The organism is Micromonospora nigra, from assembly GCF_900091585.1.
Classification (GTDB): Bacteria; Actinomycetota; Actinomycetes; order Mycobacteriales; family Micromonosporaceae; genus Micromonospora; species Micromonospora nigra.
This window is the reverse complement of the sequence record NZ_FMHT01000003.1, coordinates 1,868,272-1,887,573: the sequence shown is the minus strand read 5'-3', so window position 1 is coordinate 1,887,573 and position 19,302 is coordinate 1,868,272. Positions and strand designations below refer to the sequence as shown.

At 74.1% G+C, this 19,302-nt stretch carries 18 protein-coding genes; 11 read left to right on the top strand and 7 right to left on the bottom strand.

Annotated elements, in window-relative coordinates:
- The first annotated feature begins 9 nt into the window (after positions 1–9).
- The 4 genes from cutA to GA0070616_RS07820 all read left to right on the top strand — a co-directional run bounded on the left by cutA (position 10) and on the right by GA0070616_RS07820 (position 5,657).
- A complete protein-coding gene (cutA, locus tag GA0070616_RS07835; protein ID WP_091078636.1) occupies positions 10–330 on the top strand; it encodes a divalent-cation tolerance protein CutA in 321 nt (106 codons plus the stop codon).
- Positions 331–391: 61 nt separating this feature from the next.
- A complete protein-coding gene (locus GA0070616_RS07830; protein WP_091078632.1) occupies positions 392–4,090 on the top strand; it encodes an SCO7613 C-terminal domain-containing membrane protein in 3,699 nt (1,232 codons plus the stop codon).
- Between the two features lie 128 nt (positions 4,091–4,218).
- Positions 4,219–4,512 (top strand): 4a-hydroxytetrahydrobiopterin dehydratase, encoded by a 294-nt coding sequence (locus GA0070616_RS07825; protein WP_091078628.1) that lies wholly within the window; start codon positions 4,219–4,221, stop codon positions 4,510–4,512.
- Positions 4,509–5,657 (top strand): FHA domain-containing protein, encoded by a 1,149-nt coding sequence (locus GA0070616_RS07820; RefSeq protein ID WP_091078624.1) that lies wholly within the window; start codon positions 4,509–4,511, stop codon positions 5,655–5,657. The genes GA0070616_RS07825 and GA0070616_RS07820 overlap by 4 nt, the downstream gene beginning before the upstream one ends.
- Positions 5,658–5,737: 80 nt before the next feature.
- Here the strand turns inward: GA0070616_RS07820 and rocD are convergent, their stop codons facing one another.
- The 4 genes from rocD to GA0070616_RS28020 form a co-directional block, all read right to left on the bottom strand.
- Positions 5,738–6,952 (bottom strand): ornithine--oxo-acid transaminase, encoded by a 1,215-nt coding sequence (gene rocD / locus GA0070616_RS07815; protein ID WP_175440007.1) that lies wholly within the window; start codon positions 6,950–6,952, stop codon positions 5,738–5,740.
- Positions 6,949–7,764, bottom strand: a complete 816-nt coding sequence (gene ddaH / locus GA0070616_RS07810) for a dimethylargininase (protein WP_175440249.1) — start codon at positions 7,762–7,764, stop codon at positions 6,949–6,951. The genes rocD and ddaH overlap by 4 nt, the downstream gene beginning before the upstream one ends.
- Positions 7,765–8,199: 435 nt before the next feature.
- Entirely contained in the window at positions 8,200–8,907 is a 708-nt protein-coding gene (locus GA0070616_RS07805; RefSeq protein ID WP_245712695.1) for a thrombospondin, read from the bottom strand.
- Positions 8,908–9,107: 200 nt separating this feature from the next.
- On the bottom strand, positions 9,108–9,461 hold the full coding sequence (locus tag GA0070616_RS28020; RefSeq protein ID WP_175440006.1) for a hypothetical protein: 354 nt from the start codon (positions 9,459–9,461) through the stop codon (positions 9,108–9,110).
- Between the two features lie 307 nt (positions 9,462–9,768).
- On the opposite strand from GA0070616_RS28020, the gene GA0070616_RS07795 reads away from it, so the two are divergent.
- The 3 genes from GA0070616_RS07795 to GA0070616_RS07785 are packed head-to-tail and all read left to right on the top strand — an operon-like array spanning position 9,769 to position 11,702.
- Entirely contained in the window at positions 9,769–10,644 is an 876-nt protein-coding gene (locus GA0070616_RS07795) for a helix-turn-helix domain-containing protein (RefSeq protein ID WP_245712694.1), read from the top strand.
- 13 nt (positions 10,645–10,657) lie between these two features.
- A complete protein-coding gene (locus GA0070616_RS07790) occupies positions 10,658–10,849 on the top strand; it encodes a DUF397 domain-containing protein (RefSeq protein ID WP_091078614.1) in 192 nt (63 codons plus the stop codon).
- Between the two features lie 43 nt (positions 10,850–10,892).
- A complete protein-coding gene (locus GA0070616_RS07785; protein ID WP_091078610.1) occupies positions 10,893–11,702 on the top strand; it encodes an Fpg/Nei family DNA glycosylase in 810 nt (269 codons plus the stop codon).
- Between the two features lie 118 nt (positions 11,703–11,820).
- Here the strand turns inward: GA0070616_RS07785 and GA0070616_RS07780 are convergent, their stop codons facing one another.
- Genes GA0070616_RS07780 through GA0070616_RS07770 form a run of 3 tightly spaced genes read right to left on the bottom strand, consistent with a single transcriptional unit; the run spans position 11,821 to position 15,271 of the window.
- Positions 11,821–12,696, bottom strand: a complete 876-nt coding sequence (locus GA0070616_RS07780; protein WP_091078606.1) for an aminoglycoside phosphotransferase family protein — start codon at positions 12,694–12,696, stop codon at positions 11,821–11,823.
- A 44-nt stretch (positions 12,697–12,740) separates the two neighbouring features.
- On the bottom strand, positions 12,741–14,120 hold the full coding sequence (locus GA0070616_RS07775; RefSeq protein WP_091090180.1) for an FAD-dependent oxidoreductase: 1,380 nt from the start codon (positions 14,118–14,120) through the stop codon (positions 12,741–12,743).
- A 26-nt stretch (positions 14,121–14,146) separates the two neighbouring features.
- Entirely contained in the window at positions 14,147–15,271 is a 1,125-nt protein-coding gene (locus tag GA0070616_RS07770; RefSeq protein WP_091090177.1) for a carboxylate-amine ligase, read from the bottom strand.
- Between the two features lie 124 nt (positions 15,272–15,395).
- On the opposite strand from GA0070616_RS07770, the gene GA0070616_RS07765 reads away from it, so the two are divergent.
- The 4 genes from GA0070616_RS07765 (at position 15,396) to GA0070616_RS07750 (ending at position 19,221) form a co-directional block, all read left to right on the top strand.
- Entirely contained in the window at positions 15,396–15,632 is a 237-nt protein-coding gene (locus GA0070616_RS07765; RefSeq protein ID WP_175440005.1) for a hypothetical protein, read from the top strand.
- A gap of 127 nt (positions 15,633–15,759) precedes the next feature.
- Positions 15,760–16,131, top strand: a complete 372-nt coding sequence (locus GA0070616_RS07760; RefSeq protein ID WP_091090172.1) for a YidC/Oxa1 family membrane protein insertase — start codon at positions 15,760–15,762, stop codon at positions 16,129–16,131.
- 73 nt (positions 16,132–16,204) lie between these two features.
- Positions 16,205–17,614 carry a carbohydrate-binding protein gene (locus GA0070616_RS07755; RefSeq protein ID WP_091078601.1) on the top strand — a complete coding sequence of 470 codons (1,410 nt, stop codon included), beginning with the start codon at positions 16,205–16,207 and terminating at the stop codon, positions 17,612–17,614.
- A 203-nt stretch (positions 17,615–17,817) separates the two neighbouring features.
- Positions 17,818–19,221: a chitinase gene (locus GA0070616_RS07750; RefSeq protein ID WP_091090169.1), complete on the top strand. Its 1,404-nt coding sequence runs from the start codon at positions 17,818–17,820 to the stop codon at positions 19,219–19,221.
- The last annotated feature ends 81 nt before the right edge of the window (positions 19,222–19,302 follow it).

The following is a 19,302-nucleotide window of genomic DNA, read 5'->3' as shown; positions in this document are numbered from 1 at the left end:
GGTGCGCTCGTGGACCAGATCAGCGTGGTGACGACGGTGGTGGACGCCCGGTCGGTCGCCGACCTGCTCGCGGCGGCCGCCGTGGCCGGGCGACTCGCCGCCTGCGCCCAGGTGGGTGGTCAGGTGGACAGCACCTACTGGTGGCGCTCCGGGGTGGAGACCAGCACCGAGTGGTCGGTGCAGTTCAAGACCGCGCCGGACCGGGTCGCGGTGCTGGTGGACCAGATCCGGGTCAGCCACCCGTACGAGACGCCCGAGATCCTGGTGTCCCGGGTGGACTGTGGCGACCCGGGCTACGCCGCCTGGGTGTTCGACCACACCCGTCCCTAGGCGGTACACCTAGGTACGGGCACTCTGGTTCGCCGTCACGGCCCCCGCCGAGGATGGGCGGGTGGAGGAGAACACCCGTTATCCCTGCCCCGCCTGCGGTGCGCCGGCCGACCTCGGTTCCGGCTGCTCCGGCTGTCGGCGGCCACCGCACCCGCGCGCGGCCGAGGTGATCCGACTCGACCGGCAGATCGTGGCGCTCGGCGGTGAGGTGGAACGGGCGCGGCTGGCGTACCGGGAGCTGGTCGACCGGCTGTCGACGACCCGCCGCCGGCGGGCGGACCTGGCCGCCGCGGTCCGCGCCGAGTTCCCCGTGCCGCCCGTGCCGGCCGCGCGTCCGGTGGTGCCGCCCGTGCCGGTGGCCCGTCCGGTGGTGCCGCCCGTGCCGGCCGCGCGTCCGGTGGTCGGCCCCGCGTCGTCCGGGTCGCCTGGGCTGCCCGCGTGGCCGGTGGCCGCGCCGGCCCAGGCTGGTCCCGCAGCGGCCCCTCCGGTGGCGGCACCCACGTCGCCGGCTCGTCCGGGTGGCGCGGAGACCTCCACCCGGACGGTGCAGAATCTGCTCTTCGTGCTCGGTGGGCTGCTGCTGGGCACTGCCGCCGTGGTGTTCACCGCAGTGGCCTGGGCGGCCGTGGGGGTGGCCGGTCGGGCGCTGATCCTCGCCGCGTTCACGGGCCTCGCGCTGGCCGTGCCGCTGGTCGCGGCGCGGCGCGCACTGCGCGGCACCGCCGAGACGTTCGCCGCGGTGGGCCTGCTGCTGGTGTTGCTCGACGGGTACGCCGCATGGTCGGTCGACCTGGGCGGAGTGGCCGGTTGGCCCGGCTCCCGCTATGCGGCCCTGGTGGCGGCGGTCGCCACGGCCGTCGCCGTCGGGTACGCCCGGCTGAGCCGGCTCGCGGTGCCGTGGTTCGCGGCGCTGCTCGTGGCGCAGCCGGTGCTTCCCCTGCTGGCGGCCGAGTTCGGCCCCGGGCCGTCGGGTTGGACACTGGCCCTGGTCGGGGTCGCCCTGCTCGACCTGGGGGTGCTGGTCGCGCTGGGCGGTCGACGGGCCGGAGCCCCGCTCGGGGGTCCGGTGCCCGGCGCGGACCGGTCGATGGCCGGGGGAGGGCCGGGGGACGGCGTCGGGTCGGGTGTCGGCGTCGGGTCGGGGGTCGCCGCGGGCGAGGGGGCCGCGGCGACCCGGGCCGATCCGCCGCTGCTCGTGGCCGGTCGCGTGGTGGGCTGGATCGCGTACGCCGCGGCGCTGCTCCTCGCCCTGGCCACCGCCCTGGTGCCACTGGCGCTGGGGCGGGCTGCCGGACTGCCGGTGCTGGCCGGCGCGCCGCTGTTGCTGGTCGCGGTGGTGCTGCTCGGCGGTGCGCTGGTCAGCGGGCAGCGGGTGTTCCGGGGCATCGCCGCCGGGCTGCTCGTGCCGGTGCTTGCCGGTGCCGTTCTTCGCCCGGTGGCGGAGCTGCGCACGTCGGTGCTGCTGGTCGTGGCGGCGCTGGTCGCCGTGACGCTGGCCGGGGCGGTGCGGTGGCTACCGACCGGCTGGCGCACCGGCCCGCGCGCGGGGGCGCTGGTGGTGTCGGCCGGCATGGTCGCGGTGACGGTGCTGATGGCGGCGATCCTCGCCGGTGCCGCCGTCGCCCGGTCGCTGCCTCCGTGGCAGGGCGCGGCGGGCGGTCCCGCGCTGCCCTGGGGTTGGCAGTTGCCGGTGGCGGTGGCGCTGGCCGTGGCGGCGGTCGCCGGGCTGCTGCCGCGCGCCGCCCGGCCCCCGCTCGCGGCGGTCGGCGTGGCGGCCACGGCCCTCGCCGTACCCGTGGCGTGGGCCGCGCCGTGGCCCGCCGTGGTGGCGGTGAACCTGGTCGCGGGGGCTGCGCTGGTGGCCGTCGCGTTGGCCCGCCCGTGGGCGCGGGCCGCGATGGTGCTGACCCCGGCGGTGGCCGGCGCGATGCTGCTCGGTCACGCCCTGCTGGTGGGGCTGGCCGATCCGGTGGGCGTCGGCGCGGGCCTGGCGGTGCTGCTGGTCGTCGGCATCGGCGCGGCGATCCGACGCGGGACGCCGGCGCAGCGCCGGGTCGCCGGCTGCGCGGTCGGCGCGGCGATGGTCGCGGTGCCGGCCGGGGCCGCCCTCGCACTGTTCGACGCCGGTGGGCCCGGTTGGTGGCAGGCGCGGGCCGCGCTGGTCGCCGCTGCCGCGCTGCCGGTCGCGACGCACGTGATCCGCCGTCGGCGGCCCGAACTGACCGGGTACGCCTCGGTCGGCCTGGCCGCCGCCGTCGTGCCGGCCGGACTGGCTCCCCTGACCGGTGTGGGCGACGAGCCGGTGACCCTGTACGCGGCGCTGGCCGCACTGCTGGTCGCCGTGGCGGCCGTGCGGTCCCGTCCGCCGGCCGTCCTGTCGGTGGCAGGTGTCGGGCTACTCGTGGTGTCGGCGATCGCCGCCGTTCCGGCGCTGTTCACGGCGCTGGTCGCCCCCTACGGTGACCCGCCCGCCCCGTGGTCCGGCGTCCCGGCCGACGAGCCGGTGCCCGGTGCCCTGCCGGTGGGACTGGCACTAATGGTGTTGGCGGTGGCGGCGGCGTCGACCGTCCGACCGGAGGCCGGGTGGTCGCGGATGCTGAGCGCCGCCCTGCCGTTCGCGGCCGGCGCGATGCAGGTGCTGCTCGTCGCCGCCGCCGCGCCCTGGCCGCTGGTACCCGCGGTGGCGTTGCTCGCCGGCGTGGGGCTGCTGCTGGCGTTGGCCCTGCGCCCGGTGGGTACCCCGCTGGTCGGTGTCGGCCTGGCGGTCGGGCTCAAGCTGGTCGCCGCGGGGATGTTCACCCTGCTCGCCACCCGGGCCACCACCCTGGCCGGCCTGGGCCTGCTGGTCGTGGCGGCGGTCGTGGTCGGCATGGCCGCCCGGTTGGTCGCGGTACGCCTGATCGGTCGCCTGGTGGCGGTGGTCGCCGCGACCGTTCTCGCCGTGCTCGCCCCGTTGGCCGCCGACCTGCCGCTGCGCACGGCGGCGTTCACCGTGCTCGGCGTGGCCGCGGCGACGCTGGTCGTCGCCGCGCTCACCCACCGCCCGGCCGAAGCGTCGCTGGCCGCTGCCGGATCCCCGCCAGCCGGTCGCGTAGCGGCCCGGGCAGCCGTGCTGGACGTCGCCGCGCAGGCGGTCGCCCTGGTGGCGCTGCTGCTCACGGTGGGCACGCCCCGTCATGCCGCGGCGGTCTGCGGAATCTGGGGCGTGATCCTGGCCCTGCGGGTGCTGCGCCGGGCCGAGCCTGCCGGCAGGCGCTGGGTCTTCGCGGGGATCGCCGGCGGCAGTGAGCTGCTGAGTGCCTGGCTCCTGCTGGCCTCGGGAGGGGTGGTGCTGCTGGAGGCGTACACGCTGCCGGCGGCGGTGCTCGCCCTGTGCGCGGGCGCGGCGGCCCTGCGTACCCGTCCCGGTCTCACCAGCTGGCTCGCGCTCGGCCCCGGGCTGGCCGCGGTGCTGCTGCCCAGCCTGGCCGCGGTGCTGGTGGGACCGGAGCCGCAGCCGTGGCGGCGGCTGCTGCTCGGCGGTGCCGCACTGGCCACCACCCTGGTCGGGGCGTCGCGGCGCTGGCAGGCACCTGTGGTGCTGGGTGGGACCACCCTGGCGGTGCTCGCCCTGCACGAGCTGGTGCGCAGCTGGGACCTGCTGCCCCGGTGGATCTACCTGGGGGTGGGTGGCCTGGCGCTGATCGGGCTCGCCGCCACGTACGAACGGCGGCGACGGGACCTGGACCGCCTGCGCACGGCGGTGGGCCGGATGAGCTGACGGGGCGGGACGGGCCGGTGCAACCCCTCGGCGGCACGGCTGTCGGGCAGCCCGGGGGCAGCGCCTCCGGGCAGCCCGGAGGTGCCGGTCTCGGACAGTGCGGTGGCGGCCCCCGGTAGGGTCTGGCCATGGCGAACGTGCTCACCGCGGACGCGGTGCGAGACGAGCTGGGTGCCCTGACGGGCTGGTCGGGTGACCCGACCGGGATCACCCGTACCGTGGAACTGGTCAGCTTCCCCGCGGCTGTCGCGGTGGTCGACCGGGTCGCCGCGGCGGCCGAGGAACTGGACCACCATCCCGACATCGACATCCGCTGGCGGACGCTGACGTTCCGCTGCGTCACCCATTCGGCTGGCGGAGTCACCCGACGTGACATCGAACTTGCTCGGCGCATCGACGGCATCGTGGGGGAGGCGGCATGAGGTTCGAGATCAGCAAGGTGCTGGACGCCATCGAGGGCCGGGTCTGCACCGATCCGTCGCTGGCCCGCGCGGTGCTCGACCTGGCCGAGGTGATCCGCTACCAGGACATCGACGGTGGCCGACCGGCCAGCCTGCTGCGCCTCGGCATGGTCATCGACGCGCTGGCCCGCCACCTGGAGGAGGACAGCGTCGCCGTCTACGCCGTGGTGCACCGCGGCCTGCTCTCGGACGCCGACCTGACCTCCAACGAACGCATGGTGGTCCGGCGCTGGGCCGACGACGGCCTGGTCGAGGTGCTCGACAACCCCGGCGACCGGATGCTGGAGGTGGCCGACCTGCTCGGCCTTCCCGTGCTCAGCCGGGTCCGCTTCGACGGCCTGCGCGGGCGGTACCCGTGGCTGGTCGAGCAGCCGGGCCGGGTGGTCGCCCCGGTGCCCGGTGCCGGCGGCCCGGTCTTCATCGCCCACGTCGGCGGCGGGCACACCCCGGTGGCCGGGCAGCGTTCGGCGGCCGGCACGCAACTGCTGGCCCGCCAGTGGCGGTGCCCCGAGCCGGGCTGCGCGTTGTTCGGCGGCGGCGGAGGCGGCGGTGCCTTCGCCGACCTGGCCCGGGTGGACCGCGCCCCGGCGGGTCAGCCACCTCCCGCGCTGCGTGGCGGACAGCCCACCTGCCCCCGGCACGGCACCCGGCTCGGCGACGGCGGGCCACGGCCGCGCAGCGAGGTCCTCGCGGTCCGGGTCGGCGGGCTGGTCCGCCGCCGCTTCGTCCTCACCGAGGAGCAGCCGGTGGTGGTCGGCCGGGCACCCGACGGCAGCGGCGGGATCACCCTCGGCCAGTGGCTCAACGACGAGGCCCGACGCTGGATCAGCCGCAGCCACGTCCGGTTCGAGCTGCGGGTGGGCGAGGTGATCGTGACCGATGTCAGCACCAACGGCTCCGGCATCCGGCCGGGCGGCTCGATGGCCGAGGCGGACCGGATCCCGCTGGCCCCGCAGCAGTCCCGGGTGCTCGGCGAGGGCGACATGGTGGAGCTCTACCCCGGGGTGCAGGTCGGCCGTCCGGACGAGCTGCCCTCCGGCGCCTCGTACACCCCGACCTCCGTCATGGCCGAGGCCCCCACGATGGCCATGCGCCTACCCCACTGATCACCCGGCTTCGCGGCCCCGACCCCCGCCCGCCGCGCCTCCAACGGGGCGGGCGGGGCGGGGGGAGTGGGGTTTGCAGGTCAGAGGGCCAGGATCGCGGCCAGGTGGGCCACGGTCAGGTCGATCTCCTCGGCGGTGATCACCAGCGGCGGGGCGAGTCGGATGGTGGAGCCGTGGGTGTCCTTCGCGAGGACGCCCCGCTCCATCAGCTGCTCACACGCCTGCCGGCCGGTCATCAGCGCCGGGTCGATGTCGACGCCGGCCCACAGGCCCCGACCCCGAACGGCCACCAGGCCCCGGCCGAGCAGACCACGAAGGCCGGCGTGCAGGCGCTCGCCCAACTCGGCCGAGCGGCGCTGGAACTCGCCGGTGGCCAGTAGCCGGACCACCTCGGTGGCGACGGCGCAGGCCAGCGGGTTGCCGCCGAAGGTCGAGCCGTGCTGGCCCGGTTCGAGCACGCCCAGCACGTCCCGGTTCGCGGCGACCGCCGAGACGGGCACGATGCCGCCGCCGAGCGCCTTGCCCAGCAGGTACATGTCCGGTATGACGCCCTCGTGCTCGCAGGCGAAGGTGGCCCCGGTGCGGCCGAGACCGGACTGGATCTCGTCGGCGAGGAAGAGCACGTTGCGCTCGGTGCAGACCCGGCGTACGCCCGGCAGATAGCCCTCCGGCGGCACCACCACGCCCTGCTCGCCCTGGATCGGTTCCAGCAGCACCGCGACGGTGTTCTCGTCGATCGCGGCGGTCAGCGCGGCCAGGTCGCCGTAGGGAACCACGGTGAAGCCCGGCGTGTACGGCCCGAAGTCGGCCCGTGCGTCGGCGTCGGTGGAGAAGCTGACGATCGTGGTCGTACGCCCGTGGAAGTTGCCCTCGGCCACGACGATGTTGGCCTGCCCCGGGGTGACGCCCTTGACCTGGTAGCCCCACTTGCGGGCCACCTTGATGCCGGTCTCGACCGCCTCGGCGCCGGTGTTCATCGGCAGCACCATGTCCTTGCCGCAGAGCGCGGCCAGCTCCCGGCAGAAGTCGGCGAACTGGTCGTGGATGAACGCCCGGCTGGTCAGGGTCAGCTTGTCGAGCTGGGCGTGCGCGGCGTCGATCAGGGTCGGATGCCGGTGACCGAAGTTCAGGGCCGAGTAGCCGGCCAGGCAGTCCAGGTAGCGCCGGCCGTCCACGTCGGTCAGCCACGCGCCCTCCGCCGAGGCGACCACGACGGGCAGCGGGTGGTAGTTGTGCGCGGTCCACCGCTCCGCGTCGCGGACGGCCTCGGGCGTCCGCAGCATGTCCTCGATCACTTGCTCGCCTTTCCCTGACGGAGTCGCAATGTGCAGCACTTCGGTCCGCCGCCGGCCTTACGCAGCTCGGACAGGTCGACACCGATGGTTTCGTAGCCCCGGTCGCGCAGCTTCGCGGCCAGGTCGGTGGCCTGCGCCGGCAGCACCACGTGCCGGCCGTCGCTGACCGCGTTGAGGCCCAGCACCTCGGCGTCGGCCATGGTGGCGTGGATCGCGTCGGGGAAGAGCCGGCGTAGCACCGCCTGGCTGCCGGGGGAGAAGGCCTCGGGAAGGTACGCCACCGTGTGCTCGTCGAGGACGGTCAGCGCGGTGTCGAGGTGGTAGAACCGGGCGTCGACCAGTTGCATGGTGACGACGGGATACCCGAAGACCTCCTGGAGCTGGGCGTGCGAGGCGTGCGCGGTGCGGAAACCGGTGCCGGCCAGCAGGTGGTCGCCGGCCAGCAGGACGTCGCCCTCGCCCTCGTTGACGTGCTTCGGGTCGTGCATCTCGAAGCCGGCGGCCTCGAACCAGGCCCGGAAGGCGGGCGCCTCGTCGGCGCGCTGCGGGTCGCGGAACTGCACTGCCATCGCCCGGCCGTCGATGACGGTGCCGCCGTTGGCGGCGAAGACCATGTCGGGCAGGCCCGGCACCGGAGGGATCTCCTCGACGGTGTGACCCAGCTCCCGGTAGATCTGGCGCAGCCGCTCCCACTGCCGGATGGCGAGGTCGGCGTCGACCGGCGCCGTCGGGTCCATCCACGGGTTGATCGCGTAGTCGACGGCGAAGTACGTCGGCCGGCACATCAGAAAGCGCTGGCTGGTGGCGTCCATCGTCATTGTCCTGCTCCCAGGGTCTTCGCGCGCCCGGCCACGTCGGCCCACGGGCTGGCGCCGTTGCTCAACCGTATGCGGCCCCTGCCGGCACTTTCCACCGCAGACCCTTGCGCCTGACGCCTGTTCGTTGCGTCTGCGCACATCCCAGCGAAGCTTCGTTGCGTACGCGGGCCGGTGGAGCCGCCAGCGCGCCGTCCAGCCGCGCCCGGCACTCGCCGCGTCGGGCCCGCAGCGCGCCCAACCCTCGTCGGGTCCGGCCCGCACCGCGCCCGGCCCTCGTCGGCGGAGCGACCGCGGACACACTTCAGGGGCGGCGAACCGCCGCCCCTGAAAGGTGTGGTGCCCGGCTGGTGAACCACCAGACTGGTCGGGCTGGCCGGTTCCGCACCGGCCGTTTCGCCGGTGCACCACCGGCGAGCCGGACAGTGCCCGCTACAGCCGATCGACAAACTGTGAGTCGAGCCACTCACGGAGCCGGGCCACCCAGTCGCCGTCGGTGCTGGGCCAGTCGAACTGGCCGGTCATGGCGAGCACGCCGAGCACGACGGCTCCGAGCCCGGCGGCGATGCCGAGCAGCGCGTCGGTCTTGCCGGCGACGTGCCGGCGGCGGGTCGCGAGCAGGCCCACCACCGCGAGGACCGCGCCGACCGCGCCGATGGCGATGCCGTAGCCGGCGAGGGTGCCGGTGAGCACGAAGAGCACACCCACGACACCGACGATCAGGCCGAGGGTGGCCAGCAGGCTGGCGCGGGGCTTGGGGCCGGCGACCACGGGTCGGTCAGGTACCCCGTCACCGTCATGGTCGGCCGTCCGGTCGTGGTGGACCGTCCGGTCGTGGTCGGTGAGGGTGGTCGTGGTGGCTTGGTCCGCGCGGCCGTCCCGCTCGGTGGCGGGCAGGTCGTCGCGCCGGGTGTCGTCGTCGACGGGTCGGTTGGTGGCGGCCCGGGCCACGGCGGCCCGCTCGGCGGCCCGGTGCTCGGCGGCCGGCGTGTTGTCGTCCGCGCCGCTGCGGTACGTCGTCTGCGCGTCGGGCCGGTCGGTCACCGTCGGCCGGTCGGCGTTCCCGGTCGGGCTCCGGTCGTCGTGGTGGTCGTCGTTCGTCGCCGGCTCCGTCCGCCGGGACAGCAAAGGAATCTTCACGTCACACCTCCAGATCGATGCGCGGCGGCCGGTGGAGCGGTGGCACCCGCGCAGGGGTACACCTGTGGGGTTACCCCCGCGCGAGCTGCGCGACACCCCGGGCACTCGAACGGGCCGTACCTCGCGGCACCCGACGCCCGGGACACCGCCACACGCCGCACCTCGCGACACGGCGCGCAGGATGGGGGAGGCCCACCGCGTCACCCGTGATCAGTCGTACGCCGGCCAGAGGTCGCGCGGCGCTGCGGGGTGACCGGCCCTCCGGCGGGTCGGCGGACGTGGCGGACGCTCGGGGCGGCAGCCGGCCGGATCGGTCTGCCGGGTGCGGGGGCCGCGTGCAGCACCCGTACGCCGGACCGCTGCACGAACACCTCGCGCTTGTCGGTGGCCAGGTCCTTGTCGTTCAGCACGTAGCCGGCCAGCCAGACCCACCCGTCGTACGTCGGGTAGGAGTCCACACTGACCAGCCGCAGGCGCAGCGCGCGGTCGCCGGCGAACTGGACCGAGCACGCCTCGCCGATCAGCAGCACGTCTCCCGGCTTGAAGGTGCTCACGCCGGCCAGTGCCCACGGTTGATCGGGATTCGGTGACGGGCGCGGCAGGGCAGCTCCGCGCCGCAGCGGCACACCCTGCGCCAGCGCGCCCAACTCCAGACCGGCCGGTGCCGGCGAGCCAAAGTCAGCGCGGTGGCCAGGACGTAGTGCTCATAGGCAACCTTCGCCATCGAACCTCCAGGGGCAACCAGATGACTGCATGCAGTCACCGTTTCACTCAAAGCGTTAATCCGCAATGTGCGGATCGCGGTTAGGTGATCGGCGTGTTGCGATTGAACTTCATGCTTCGGGCTCGGACAATGCGCTCGTGACCAGACGTAACAGCCCGACCGTGAAGCGTCGTCGGCTGGCCCTGACGCTGCGCAAACTCCGCGAACAGAGCGGCCTGTCCTCCTCGGAGGCGGCGAGGCGGGTAGATCACGACGTCAGTTGGCTGAGCAGGATCGAGATAGCCGAGGTGCGGCCTCACCCCAACGACGTCCGTGCCCTGCTCGCGCTCTACGGCATGACCGGCGACGAGGCGGAAGCTGTGATCGAGGTCGCGCGTCAGGCGAAACAACGTGGCTGGTGGCAGCAGTACAGCGATGTTCTTCCAACCTGGTTCGCGACCTACGTCGGCATGGAGTCGGAGGCGTCCGTGCTGCGCATCTACGAGTGCCAGATGGTGCACGGCCTGCTCCAGACCGAGGACTACGCGCGAGCGGTCTTCCGGGGCGCGCCCGTGCCCATGCGGGACGATGAGATCGAGCGACAGGTAGCTCTGCGGATGGATCGGCAGACCATCCTCGGCGGCGAGGAGCAGCCGGCGCTCCGGGTGATCCTCGACGAGGGGGCCGTGCGTCGAGCGGTAGGTGGCGCAGAGGTGCTGCGGGCACAGATCAGGCGGCTGCTCCAGGAGTCCGAGCGCAACCGGGTGCAGATCCAACTGCTGCCGTTCGGCGCGGGTACCGGCTTCGACGGCAGCTTCACGATCCTGGATTTCCCGCCGCTGCCCGCGCCGTACCCGGACTCCGTCGAGGATCGTCTGGTCTACATCGACACGCTGACCGGCGCGCTGTACCTGGAACGGCCGGCGGAGGTGGCGGCTTACGCGACCGCCTTCGAACAGCTCTGCTCTGTGGCGCTTTCGCCTACGGCAACACGGGACAACCTGCGTAGGATCGCTCAGGAATTGGCCGCGTAGGAAGAGGTGTGGCGTGGACGTACCTGGCGCAGTGTGGCGCAAGAGCACCCGCTCCGGATCGTCTGGCAGCTGCGTCGAGGTGGCCGACAACCTGCCCGGCGTCGTGGGCGTAAGAGACAGCAAGGACTCGGCGGGGCCGGTGCTCGCGTTCGACCCTGCCGCCTGGTCGGCCTTCGTGCACCACACGCGGCGCGGGCTGCGCTGACCGCGACGGAGTTCGCCCTGCCCGCTGAGTACGCTTGGCACTCGTGCCAGAGGGACACACGATCCATCGCCTGGCGGCCCGGCACGCCGAGCTGTTCGCCGGGGACAAGGTGCACGCCGCCAGCCCTCAGGGCCGCTTCGCCGAGGGAGCCGCCCTGATCAGCGGTACGGTGCTCGACGGCACCGAGGCGTACGGCAAGCATCTGCTGCACCACTACGCCGACGAGCGGACCCTGCACGTGCACCTGGGCCTGTACGGCAGGTTCACCGACGGCGACGGGGAGCCGCCGGAGCCCGTGGGGCAGGTGCGGCTGCGGCTGGCCAGCGACCGGCACTGGCTGGACCTGCGCGGGCCCACCGCCTGCGAGCTGCTCACCCCCGCCGAGGTGGCGGCGCTGCGTGCCCGGCTGGGCCCGGATCCGCTGCGCGCCGACGCCGACCCCGAGCGGGCGTACGCCCTGATCTCCCGCCGCTCCACCCCGCTGGCGGCGTTGCTGCTCGACCAGTCGGTGGTCGCCGGCACCGGGTTGATCTTCGTGACGGAGGCGCTGTTCCGGGCCGGGCTGCCCCCGACTCTGCCGGGCCGGGCCCTGACCCGCACCGGCTGGGACGCGCTCTGGGCGGACCTGGTCGGGTTGATGCGGCTCGCTGTGACCAGCGGCCGGATCGACACCGTCCGCCCGGTCCACCTGCCCGAGGCGATGGGCCGCGCGGCGCGCGTCGACCGGCACGGCGGTGAGGTGTACGTCTACCGCCGCCCCGGTCAGCCCTGCCACGTCTGCGGGACGCAGGTCGGCCGGGGCGAACTGGTCGGCCGCAACCTCTACTGGTGCCCCACCTGCCAGCCGACCTGACCCGCCCCGCCCGCCCGGCCCACAGTCGGGCGGGCCCCTCCCGGCCCGGCCGGCCGCCCTCCCGGCCCGGCCGGCCGCCCTCCCGGCCCGGCCGGCCGCCCTCCCGGCCCGGCGTCGCTCAGGCGTCGAGCAGCCAGCGGGCCGCCTCCACGTTGTTCCAGAAGACCGTGTCGGCGTCGATGCTCCAGGCGAGGGTCTGCGCGATCGCCCAGCCGCGCACCCGCTCACGGTCCAGCCCCAGCTCGGCGCTGACCCGGTCCAGCCGATGCCGCACCGCCGCCGGTGAGTGACCCAGTTCGCCGCCGCGCACGATCGGCACCACCCCGAACTCCCGCTCGCCGGTCAGGGGCTTCGGGTCGATGAGCAGCCACGGCTCGCGGCCGGCCCGCAGCACGTTGCCGGCGTGCAGGTCCTGGTTGACCAGCACCTGTTCACCCTGGTCACCGGGCAGCTCGGCGAGGACGCCGAGCGCGGTGTCGAGCAGCCGACGCTCGTACGGGCGGCCGGCCCGTTCCCACTTGCGCGGCAGCCGCTCCCGCCAGCCGGCGGCCTCCTCGGCCAGCGGCGTGAACGGCGGGCCGGCCGGCACCCACAGCCGGGGGAGCAGGCCGACCACCACCCCGAGGGCCTCGTCGGGTGGTACGGCATGCAGGGGTGTGCCGGGGGCGCACCGCTCCACGAGCAGGGCCCGGCGTGGTGCGTCGTGGGCGAGCAGCCGCACCGCGCCGTCGCCGGCCCAGCGAGCCAGCGCGGTGGCCTCGTGCACGCTGTCCGCGTCCGGGTACTGCACCTTCAGCACCGCCCGGGTGCCGTCGGGCAGCTCGGCGGGCACCGCGAGGGACGCGAAGGCGTACCCGAATGGTGGGCCCAGCCGCAGCGACCACTGATCCGCACAGTCGGCCAGCCGCTGCGGCAGCTCCGCCAGCCACGCCTGCCCCTCGGGGCTGTTCCGCACCCAGGAGAGGCTGTCCGGGATCTGCGGACCGGTGTTCATCCGGCCATTCTCCGACGGGCCCGCGGGGCGTCGGTGGCCGTGCCTCAGCGGCTGGTTTCCGCGAGGGCGTCCACCGCCTTGCGGGCGGCGATCAGCACCGGATCCCAGACCGGGGAGTACGGCGGGGCGTAGCCGAGGTCGAGAGCCGTCATGTCCTCCACCGTCATGCCGTTCCACAGCGCCACGGCCAGGGTGTCGATCCGCTTCGCCGCCTCGGAGAAGCCCACGATCTGCGCGCCGAGCAGCCGGCCGCTGAACCTTTCGGCGATCAGCTTCACCGACATCGTGCGCGCACCCGGGTAGTAACCGGCCCGGTTCGTCGACTCGGTGATCACGGAGACGAACTCGAAGCCGGCCGCCGCCGCGTCCCGCTCCCGCAGGCCGGTGCGGCCCACCTCCAGGTCGCAGACCTTCGTCACGGCGGTGCCGATCACGCCCGCGAAGGTGGCGTACCCGCCGCCGATGTTGATCCCCGCGACCCGGCCCTGCTTGTTGGCGTGGGTGCCCAGCGGGATGTTCACCGGCTGCCCACTGACCCGGTGCAGGGTCTCCACGCAGTCCCCGGCCGCCCAGACGCCGGGAATGCCGACCACCCGCATCCGTCGGTCGACCCGGATCCCGCCGGTCGGCCCGAGCGGCAGCCCGGCCGCCTCGGCGAGCGCGGTGTTGGGGCGTACCCCCAGCCCCAGGACCACGACGTCGGCCGGCAGCGATCCCTCGGGGGTGACCACGGCGGACACCCGACCGTCGGTCTCCGTCAGGCCGGTCACGGTCACGCCGGTGCGCACCGTGATGCCCAACCCCCGCATGGCTTCGGCGACCAGTTGCGCCATGTCCGGGTCCACGCTCGACATGGGCTGCTCGGACTGCTCGACGAGCGTGACCTCCAGGCCGCGCAACACCAGCGCCTCGGCCATCTCCACGCCGATGTAGCCGCCGCCGATGACCACCGCCCGGCGCGGCGCGGGTTCTGCTTCCAGCCATTCGCGCAGCGCCGAACCGTCGTCGAGGGTCTGCACCCCGAACACCCCGGCGGCGTCGGTGCGGGCCCAGTGCGGCTCCACCGGCACCGCGCCGGTGGCGTACATCAGGGTGTCGAACCGTTCGCGGACCTCGCCGCCGCCGTCGAGGTCCCGCGCGAGCACCTCGCGGCGGTCCAGGTCGATGCCGACGACCTCGTGCCGCAGCCGTACGTCGATGTCGTAGGACTCCCGGTGGACCTGCGGCGACCGGGCGATCAGCAGGTCGCGGTCGGGCACCACCCCACTGATCCAGTACGGGATGCCGCACGCCGAGTACGAGGTGAAGTGGCCGCGCTCGAACGCGACGATCTCCAGGTCGTCCCGGCCCCGGCGGCGACGCGCCTGGGATGCGGTCGCCATGCCGGCGGCGTCCCCGCCGATGACGATCAGCCGTTCAGTCACGAGCCCCATCCTGTCATTGTCGGAGATCAGCCACGGGTCTGTCGCGCCACCTCCGCCACCACGTCCACCAGCCGGCCGGTGCGGGCGTGCACGGCCCGCTGCCGCGCCGCCCCGGTGCCGTGCCGGCGCAGACCACCCAGCAGCGCGGTCACCTCGTCGAGGTCGCCGTGCCGTTCGAGCGCGGGGCGCAGCCGCTCCACGAGCCCGTCCAGGAGTTCCCACGCCGGGCGCAGTTCGCCGGTGGCCAGGTCGACGCCCTGGCCCTCCAGGCCGTCGTGGGCGGCCCGCCAGTGTGCGCCCACCAGCAGGTGGTGGTCGGCGCGGATGGCCGGCCGTCCGGCGGCGATGTCCTCCATCGCGGTCGCCACCAGCGCCCGGACCAGGGCGGCCACGAGCACCGCGTCGTCCACCGAAGGGCACACGTCGCCGATGCGCAGCTCCACCGTCGGGTACTTCGCCGACAGCCGGGCATACCAGTAGAGCATTCCCTCGTCCAGCATCACGCCGCTGGCGATGAGCTGGCGGATCAGCCGCTCGTAGTGCTCGTGGGAATCCAGGTGGGGCGTCGGCGCCACCGACGGCCAGCGTTCCCACTCGACGGAGCGCCAGCTGGCGTACCCGGTGTCGGTGCCGCCCGCGAACGGCGAGTTGGCGGTCACCGCGTGCAGCACCGGCATCCAGGGGCGCACGTGGTTGAGCACCTGCACCCCGGTGTCCGGGTCGGGCACCCCGACGTGCACGTGCATGCCGTTGTTGCCGGGACCCGGCACCAGCAGCCGGAACCGCTCCACCATCCGGTCGAAGCGGGGCTTGTCGACCACCGGCGGCACCGGCCCGTCGACCGGCCCGGTGCCGATGGCCAGCAGCCGTACGCCGGCCCGCTCGGCCGCGTCGGCCAGCGCCGCGCGCAGCATGCCGAGGGAGTGCCGGATCGAGGACAGTTCCAGCCCGGGCGGGCTGCCGATCTCGATCTGGCTGGTCTGGAACTCCCGCTCCACCTGGCCGCGCAGCTCCGGCGGGACCTGTTCCATGACCAGGTCCACGGCGGGCACCGCCGCCCCGGTGTGCGGGTCGACGAGCAGGAACTCCTCCTCGACGCCCACGGTCAGCAGTTCCGTCGTCGCTGGGGCCGTGGCCACCTGACCGGTCATCGGGTTCACCGTCCGCTCCTGCCGGTCGCGGGCCGTCCGCGCCGGATCGGCCGGCAATTACCCACCGTGGCCGACTGGGAAAACCCGGAACTGGTCACTGGACGGCGGGTCCTAGCCTGGGCGCGTGCCGCCGGGAATCGTGTTGGGGACGTGGGCGTACGCGCTCGCCCAGCTGACCGTGCTGGCCGACCGCCCGACCGAGCTGCTCGCAGGTGCCGCGCTGGCGCTGCTCGTCGCCCTGCTCGCCATTCACACCGGGCTGGTCGGCGCACCCCGGGCGGCCCGCCGGGCCGTCGCCCTGCGCGCGACGTCCCGCCGTCGTCGGGTGCCCCGACAGGTCGATCCGGACGCCGCCGGCTGACCCCGTCCCCGCGCACCGGGCCCGTACCCCTCGGCCGCGTAACGCGCGGTCGATTCCGCCTGCCATCCCGGTCCCGCCCGCCGTGCGCCGGCCGGACCGCTCCCGGAATCGAACCGAGGGGTTCACCATGCTCGCTCTCCCTGCCCTGCCCGAGGCGGTCGGTGCCGCCGGCACCGTTCTGGGCTGGCTCACCACCCTGCTCACCCCGGCGGCCGGTGGCGCGGCGGCCGCGCTCGCCGTGGTCGTCCTCACCGTCGCCGTCCGCCTGCTGACCAGCCCGCTGACCGTCGCGCAGGTCCGTGCGGAGCGGCGTCGCGCGGCGCTCGCCCCACAGGTCGAACAACTGCGGCGGCGATACGCGGACGACCCACCCCGGCTCCAGCGGGAGTTGCTCGACCTGTACCGGGCCCACGGCGCGTCGCCGTTGGCCGGCTGCCTGCCGGCGCTGGAACAGGTGGTTCTGCGCCGGAACCAGCCGGCGGCCGTCGATCGACGTTGACAACTGTCCGGGGATGCGCGTACAACTCGTCGGAGAGCGCTCTCCCGCAACCGTCCCGCAGAGAGGCACATCCATGACACCTGATCCGGCGGCTGCTGCCGCCCCGCCCGTGCGACGCCGGTTGGCGCTGGCCGCCGCCCTGATCACCGCCACCACCGCGGTCCTGGCCGGGGCCGGGGCGACCGCCGACGCCGCCGTGCCCGCCCCCGCGCCGGGCTGGAGCCTGGTGTGGAGCGACGACTTCACCGGCTCCGCCGGTACCCTGCCGTCCGCCGCCAACTGGATCATCGACACCGGCACCAGCTACCCCGGCGGCCCACCCAACTGGGGCACCGGAGAGATCCAGACCTACACCAACAGCACCGCGAACGTCAGCCACGACGGCAGCGGAAACCTGCGGATCACCCCGCTGCGCGACGGGGCCGGCAACTGGACCTCCGCCCGCATCGAGACCGTCCGCAGCAACTTCAAGGCCCCGGCGGGCGGCGTGCTCGCCATCGAGGGCCGCATCCAGATGCCGAACGTCACCGGGGCGGCGGCGTCCGGCTACTGGCCGGCGTTCTGGGCGCTCGGCTCGCCGTACCGGGGCAACTACCAGAACTGGCCGGGCATCGGTGAGTTCGACGTGATGGAGAACGTCAACGGGCTCAACACGGTCTGGGGGGTGCTGCACTGCGGCGTCGCGCCCGGCGGGCCGTGCGACGAGTTCAACGGCATCGGCGGGTCGCGGGCCTGCCCGGGCGCCACCTGCCAGTCGGCGTTCCACACGTACCGCTTCGAGTGGGACGCCTCGGTCAGCCCCCAGCAACTGCGCTGGTACGTCGACGGGCAGCTCTACCACACCGTGCGCCAGGACCGCGTCGGCGAGCCGTACTGGTCGCAGATGACCAACCACGCCGGCTACTTCCTGCTGCTCAACGTGGCGATGGGGGGAGCCTTCCCGAATGGCGTGGCCGGTGGCACGACGCCGACCGCGGCGACCGTGCCGGGGCGGTCGATGCTGGTCGACTACGTCGCCGTCTACAGCCGGGGCGGCGGCAGCACCCCGCCGCCGACCACGCCGCCACCGGGCGGGGTGCGGGACGCGTACGCGACCATCCAGGCCGAGTCGTTCAACGGCCAGAACGGCGTCATCGTCGAGGCCTGCTCCGAGGGTGGGCAGAACATCGGCGCGCTGCGCAACGGCGACTGGGTGCGCTTCGACAACGTCGAGTTCGGCTCGTCCGGGCCGCGCGACTTCGTGGCCCGGGTCGCCTCGGGCGCGGGTGCCGGCGTCAGCGGCCTGGTGGAGGTGCGGGTGGACAGCCCGACCAGCCCGCCGATCGGCAGTTTCGCTCTCGCCAACACCGGCGGCTGGCAGAGCTGGCGCTCGGTGCCCGGCAACGTCTCGTCGGTGACCGGCCGGCGCACCGTCTACCTGACCTTCACCAGCGGCCAGCCGAACGACTTCGTCAACGTCAACTGGTTCCAGTTCCGTCGGTGACCGCTGCCCGGTGACGGGTGGCCGGTGACGGGCCGGCCCTCCGGGGTCGGCCCGTCCGAGGTCGCGCCCGGCCCGCCCGAGCCCGCTCTCCGGAGCGGCACGCGCCGTTACCCGGCGGTCCGCCCCTGGACAGAAACAGTTAACACTCCTAATAATAGGCGTCGATGATGAAGTCCATGGATGTCGTCCAGGTGGAGGGTCGCGTGAAACGGTCACGTTCTCTGGTGTTGTCGGTGGTGGCGGCCGTGGCCGCCGCGCTGGGGGCGGTGTGGGTGGCGGCCCCCGCGTTCGCCGCCGGAGCCACCGCCACGTTCGTCAAGACCTCCGACTGGGGGTCGGGTTGGGAGGGGAAGTACACGATCACGAACGGCGGCTCGTCCACCGTCTCCGGCTGGACGCTGTCGTTCGACCTGCCGGCGGGAACCGCCGTCGGCACCTACTGGGACGCGCTGCTGAGCTCGTCCGGGCAGCGCCACACCTTCACCAACCGCTCCTGGAACGGCACCATCGCCCCGGGTGCCTCGGTCTCCTTCGGCTTCCTCGGCACCGGGCCGGGCAGCCCGGTCGGCTGCCAGCTCAACGGCGCGTCATGCGGTGGCAGCCCGCCCCCGACCACCGCCCCGCCCACCACCGTGCCCCCGACCACCGCGCCGCCCACGACCGCGCCCCCCACGACGCCGCCCCCGACCAGCCCGCCGCCGGTCACCGGGCTGCCGAAGCGCATCCTCACCGGCTACTGGCACAACTTCGACAACCCGGCCGTCGAGCTGCGGCTGCGTGACGTGCCCGCCGAGTACGACGTGGTCGCCGTGGCCTTCGCCGACGCCACCGCCACCCCCGGCGCGGTCGACTTCGCCGTCGACCCCGGGCTGTCCGCCGCGCTCGGCGGTTACACCGACGCGGACTTCTCCGCCGACGTACGCACCCTGCAGAGCCGGGGCAAGAAGGTCATCATCTCGGTCGGCGGCGAGACCGGCCGGGTGGCGGTGAACGACGCCGCCTCCGCCGTGGCGTTCAGCGACAGCGTGTACGCCCTGATCCAGCGCTACGGCTTCGACGGCGTCGACATCGACCTGGAGAACGGGCTCAACCCCACCTACATGGCACAGGCGCTGCGTTCGCTGCACGCCAAGGTGGGCAGTCGACTGATCATCGCGATGGCGCCGCAGACCATCGACATGCAGTCGCCGGCCACCAGCTACTTCAAGCTGGCGCTGGACATCAAGGACATCCTGACGGTGGTCAACACCCAGTTCTACAACTCCGGTGCGATGCTGGGCTGCGACCAGAACGCCGCGTACGCCCAGGGGACGGTGAACTTCATCGTCGCGCTGGCCTGCCTCCAACTGGAGGCGGGGCTGCGTCCCGACCAGGTCGGGCTCGGCCTGCCGGCCGGTCCCGGGGCGGCCGGCGGCGGTGTCGTCGCGCCCAGCGTGGTCAACGCCGCTCTCGACTGCCTGACCCGTGGCACCAACTGCGGGAGCTTCCGTCCGCCGCGCACCTACCCGAACCTGCGGGGCGCGATGACCTGGTCGGTCAACTGGGACGTGACCAACAACAACGCCTTCGCCCGCACGGTGGCCCCCCACCTCGACACCCTGCCCTGACGCCTGACGCCCCGGGCGGCGGCACGGTGCCCGGTCAGGGGATCTGTGCCCGGCAGGGCGGACGTGGTGCCCGTGGTGGCC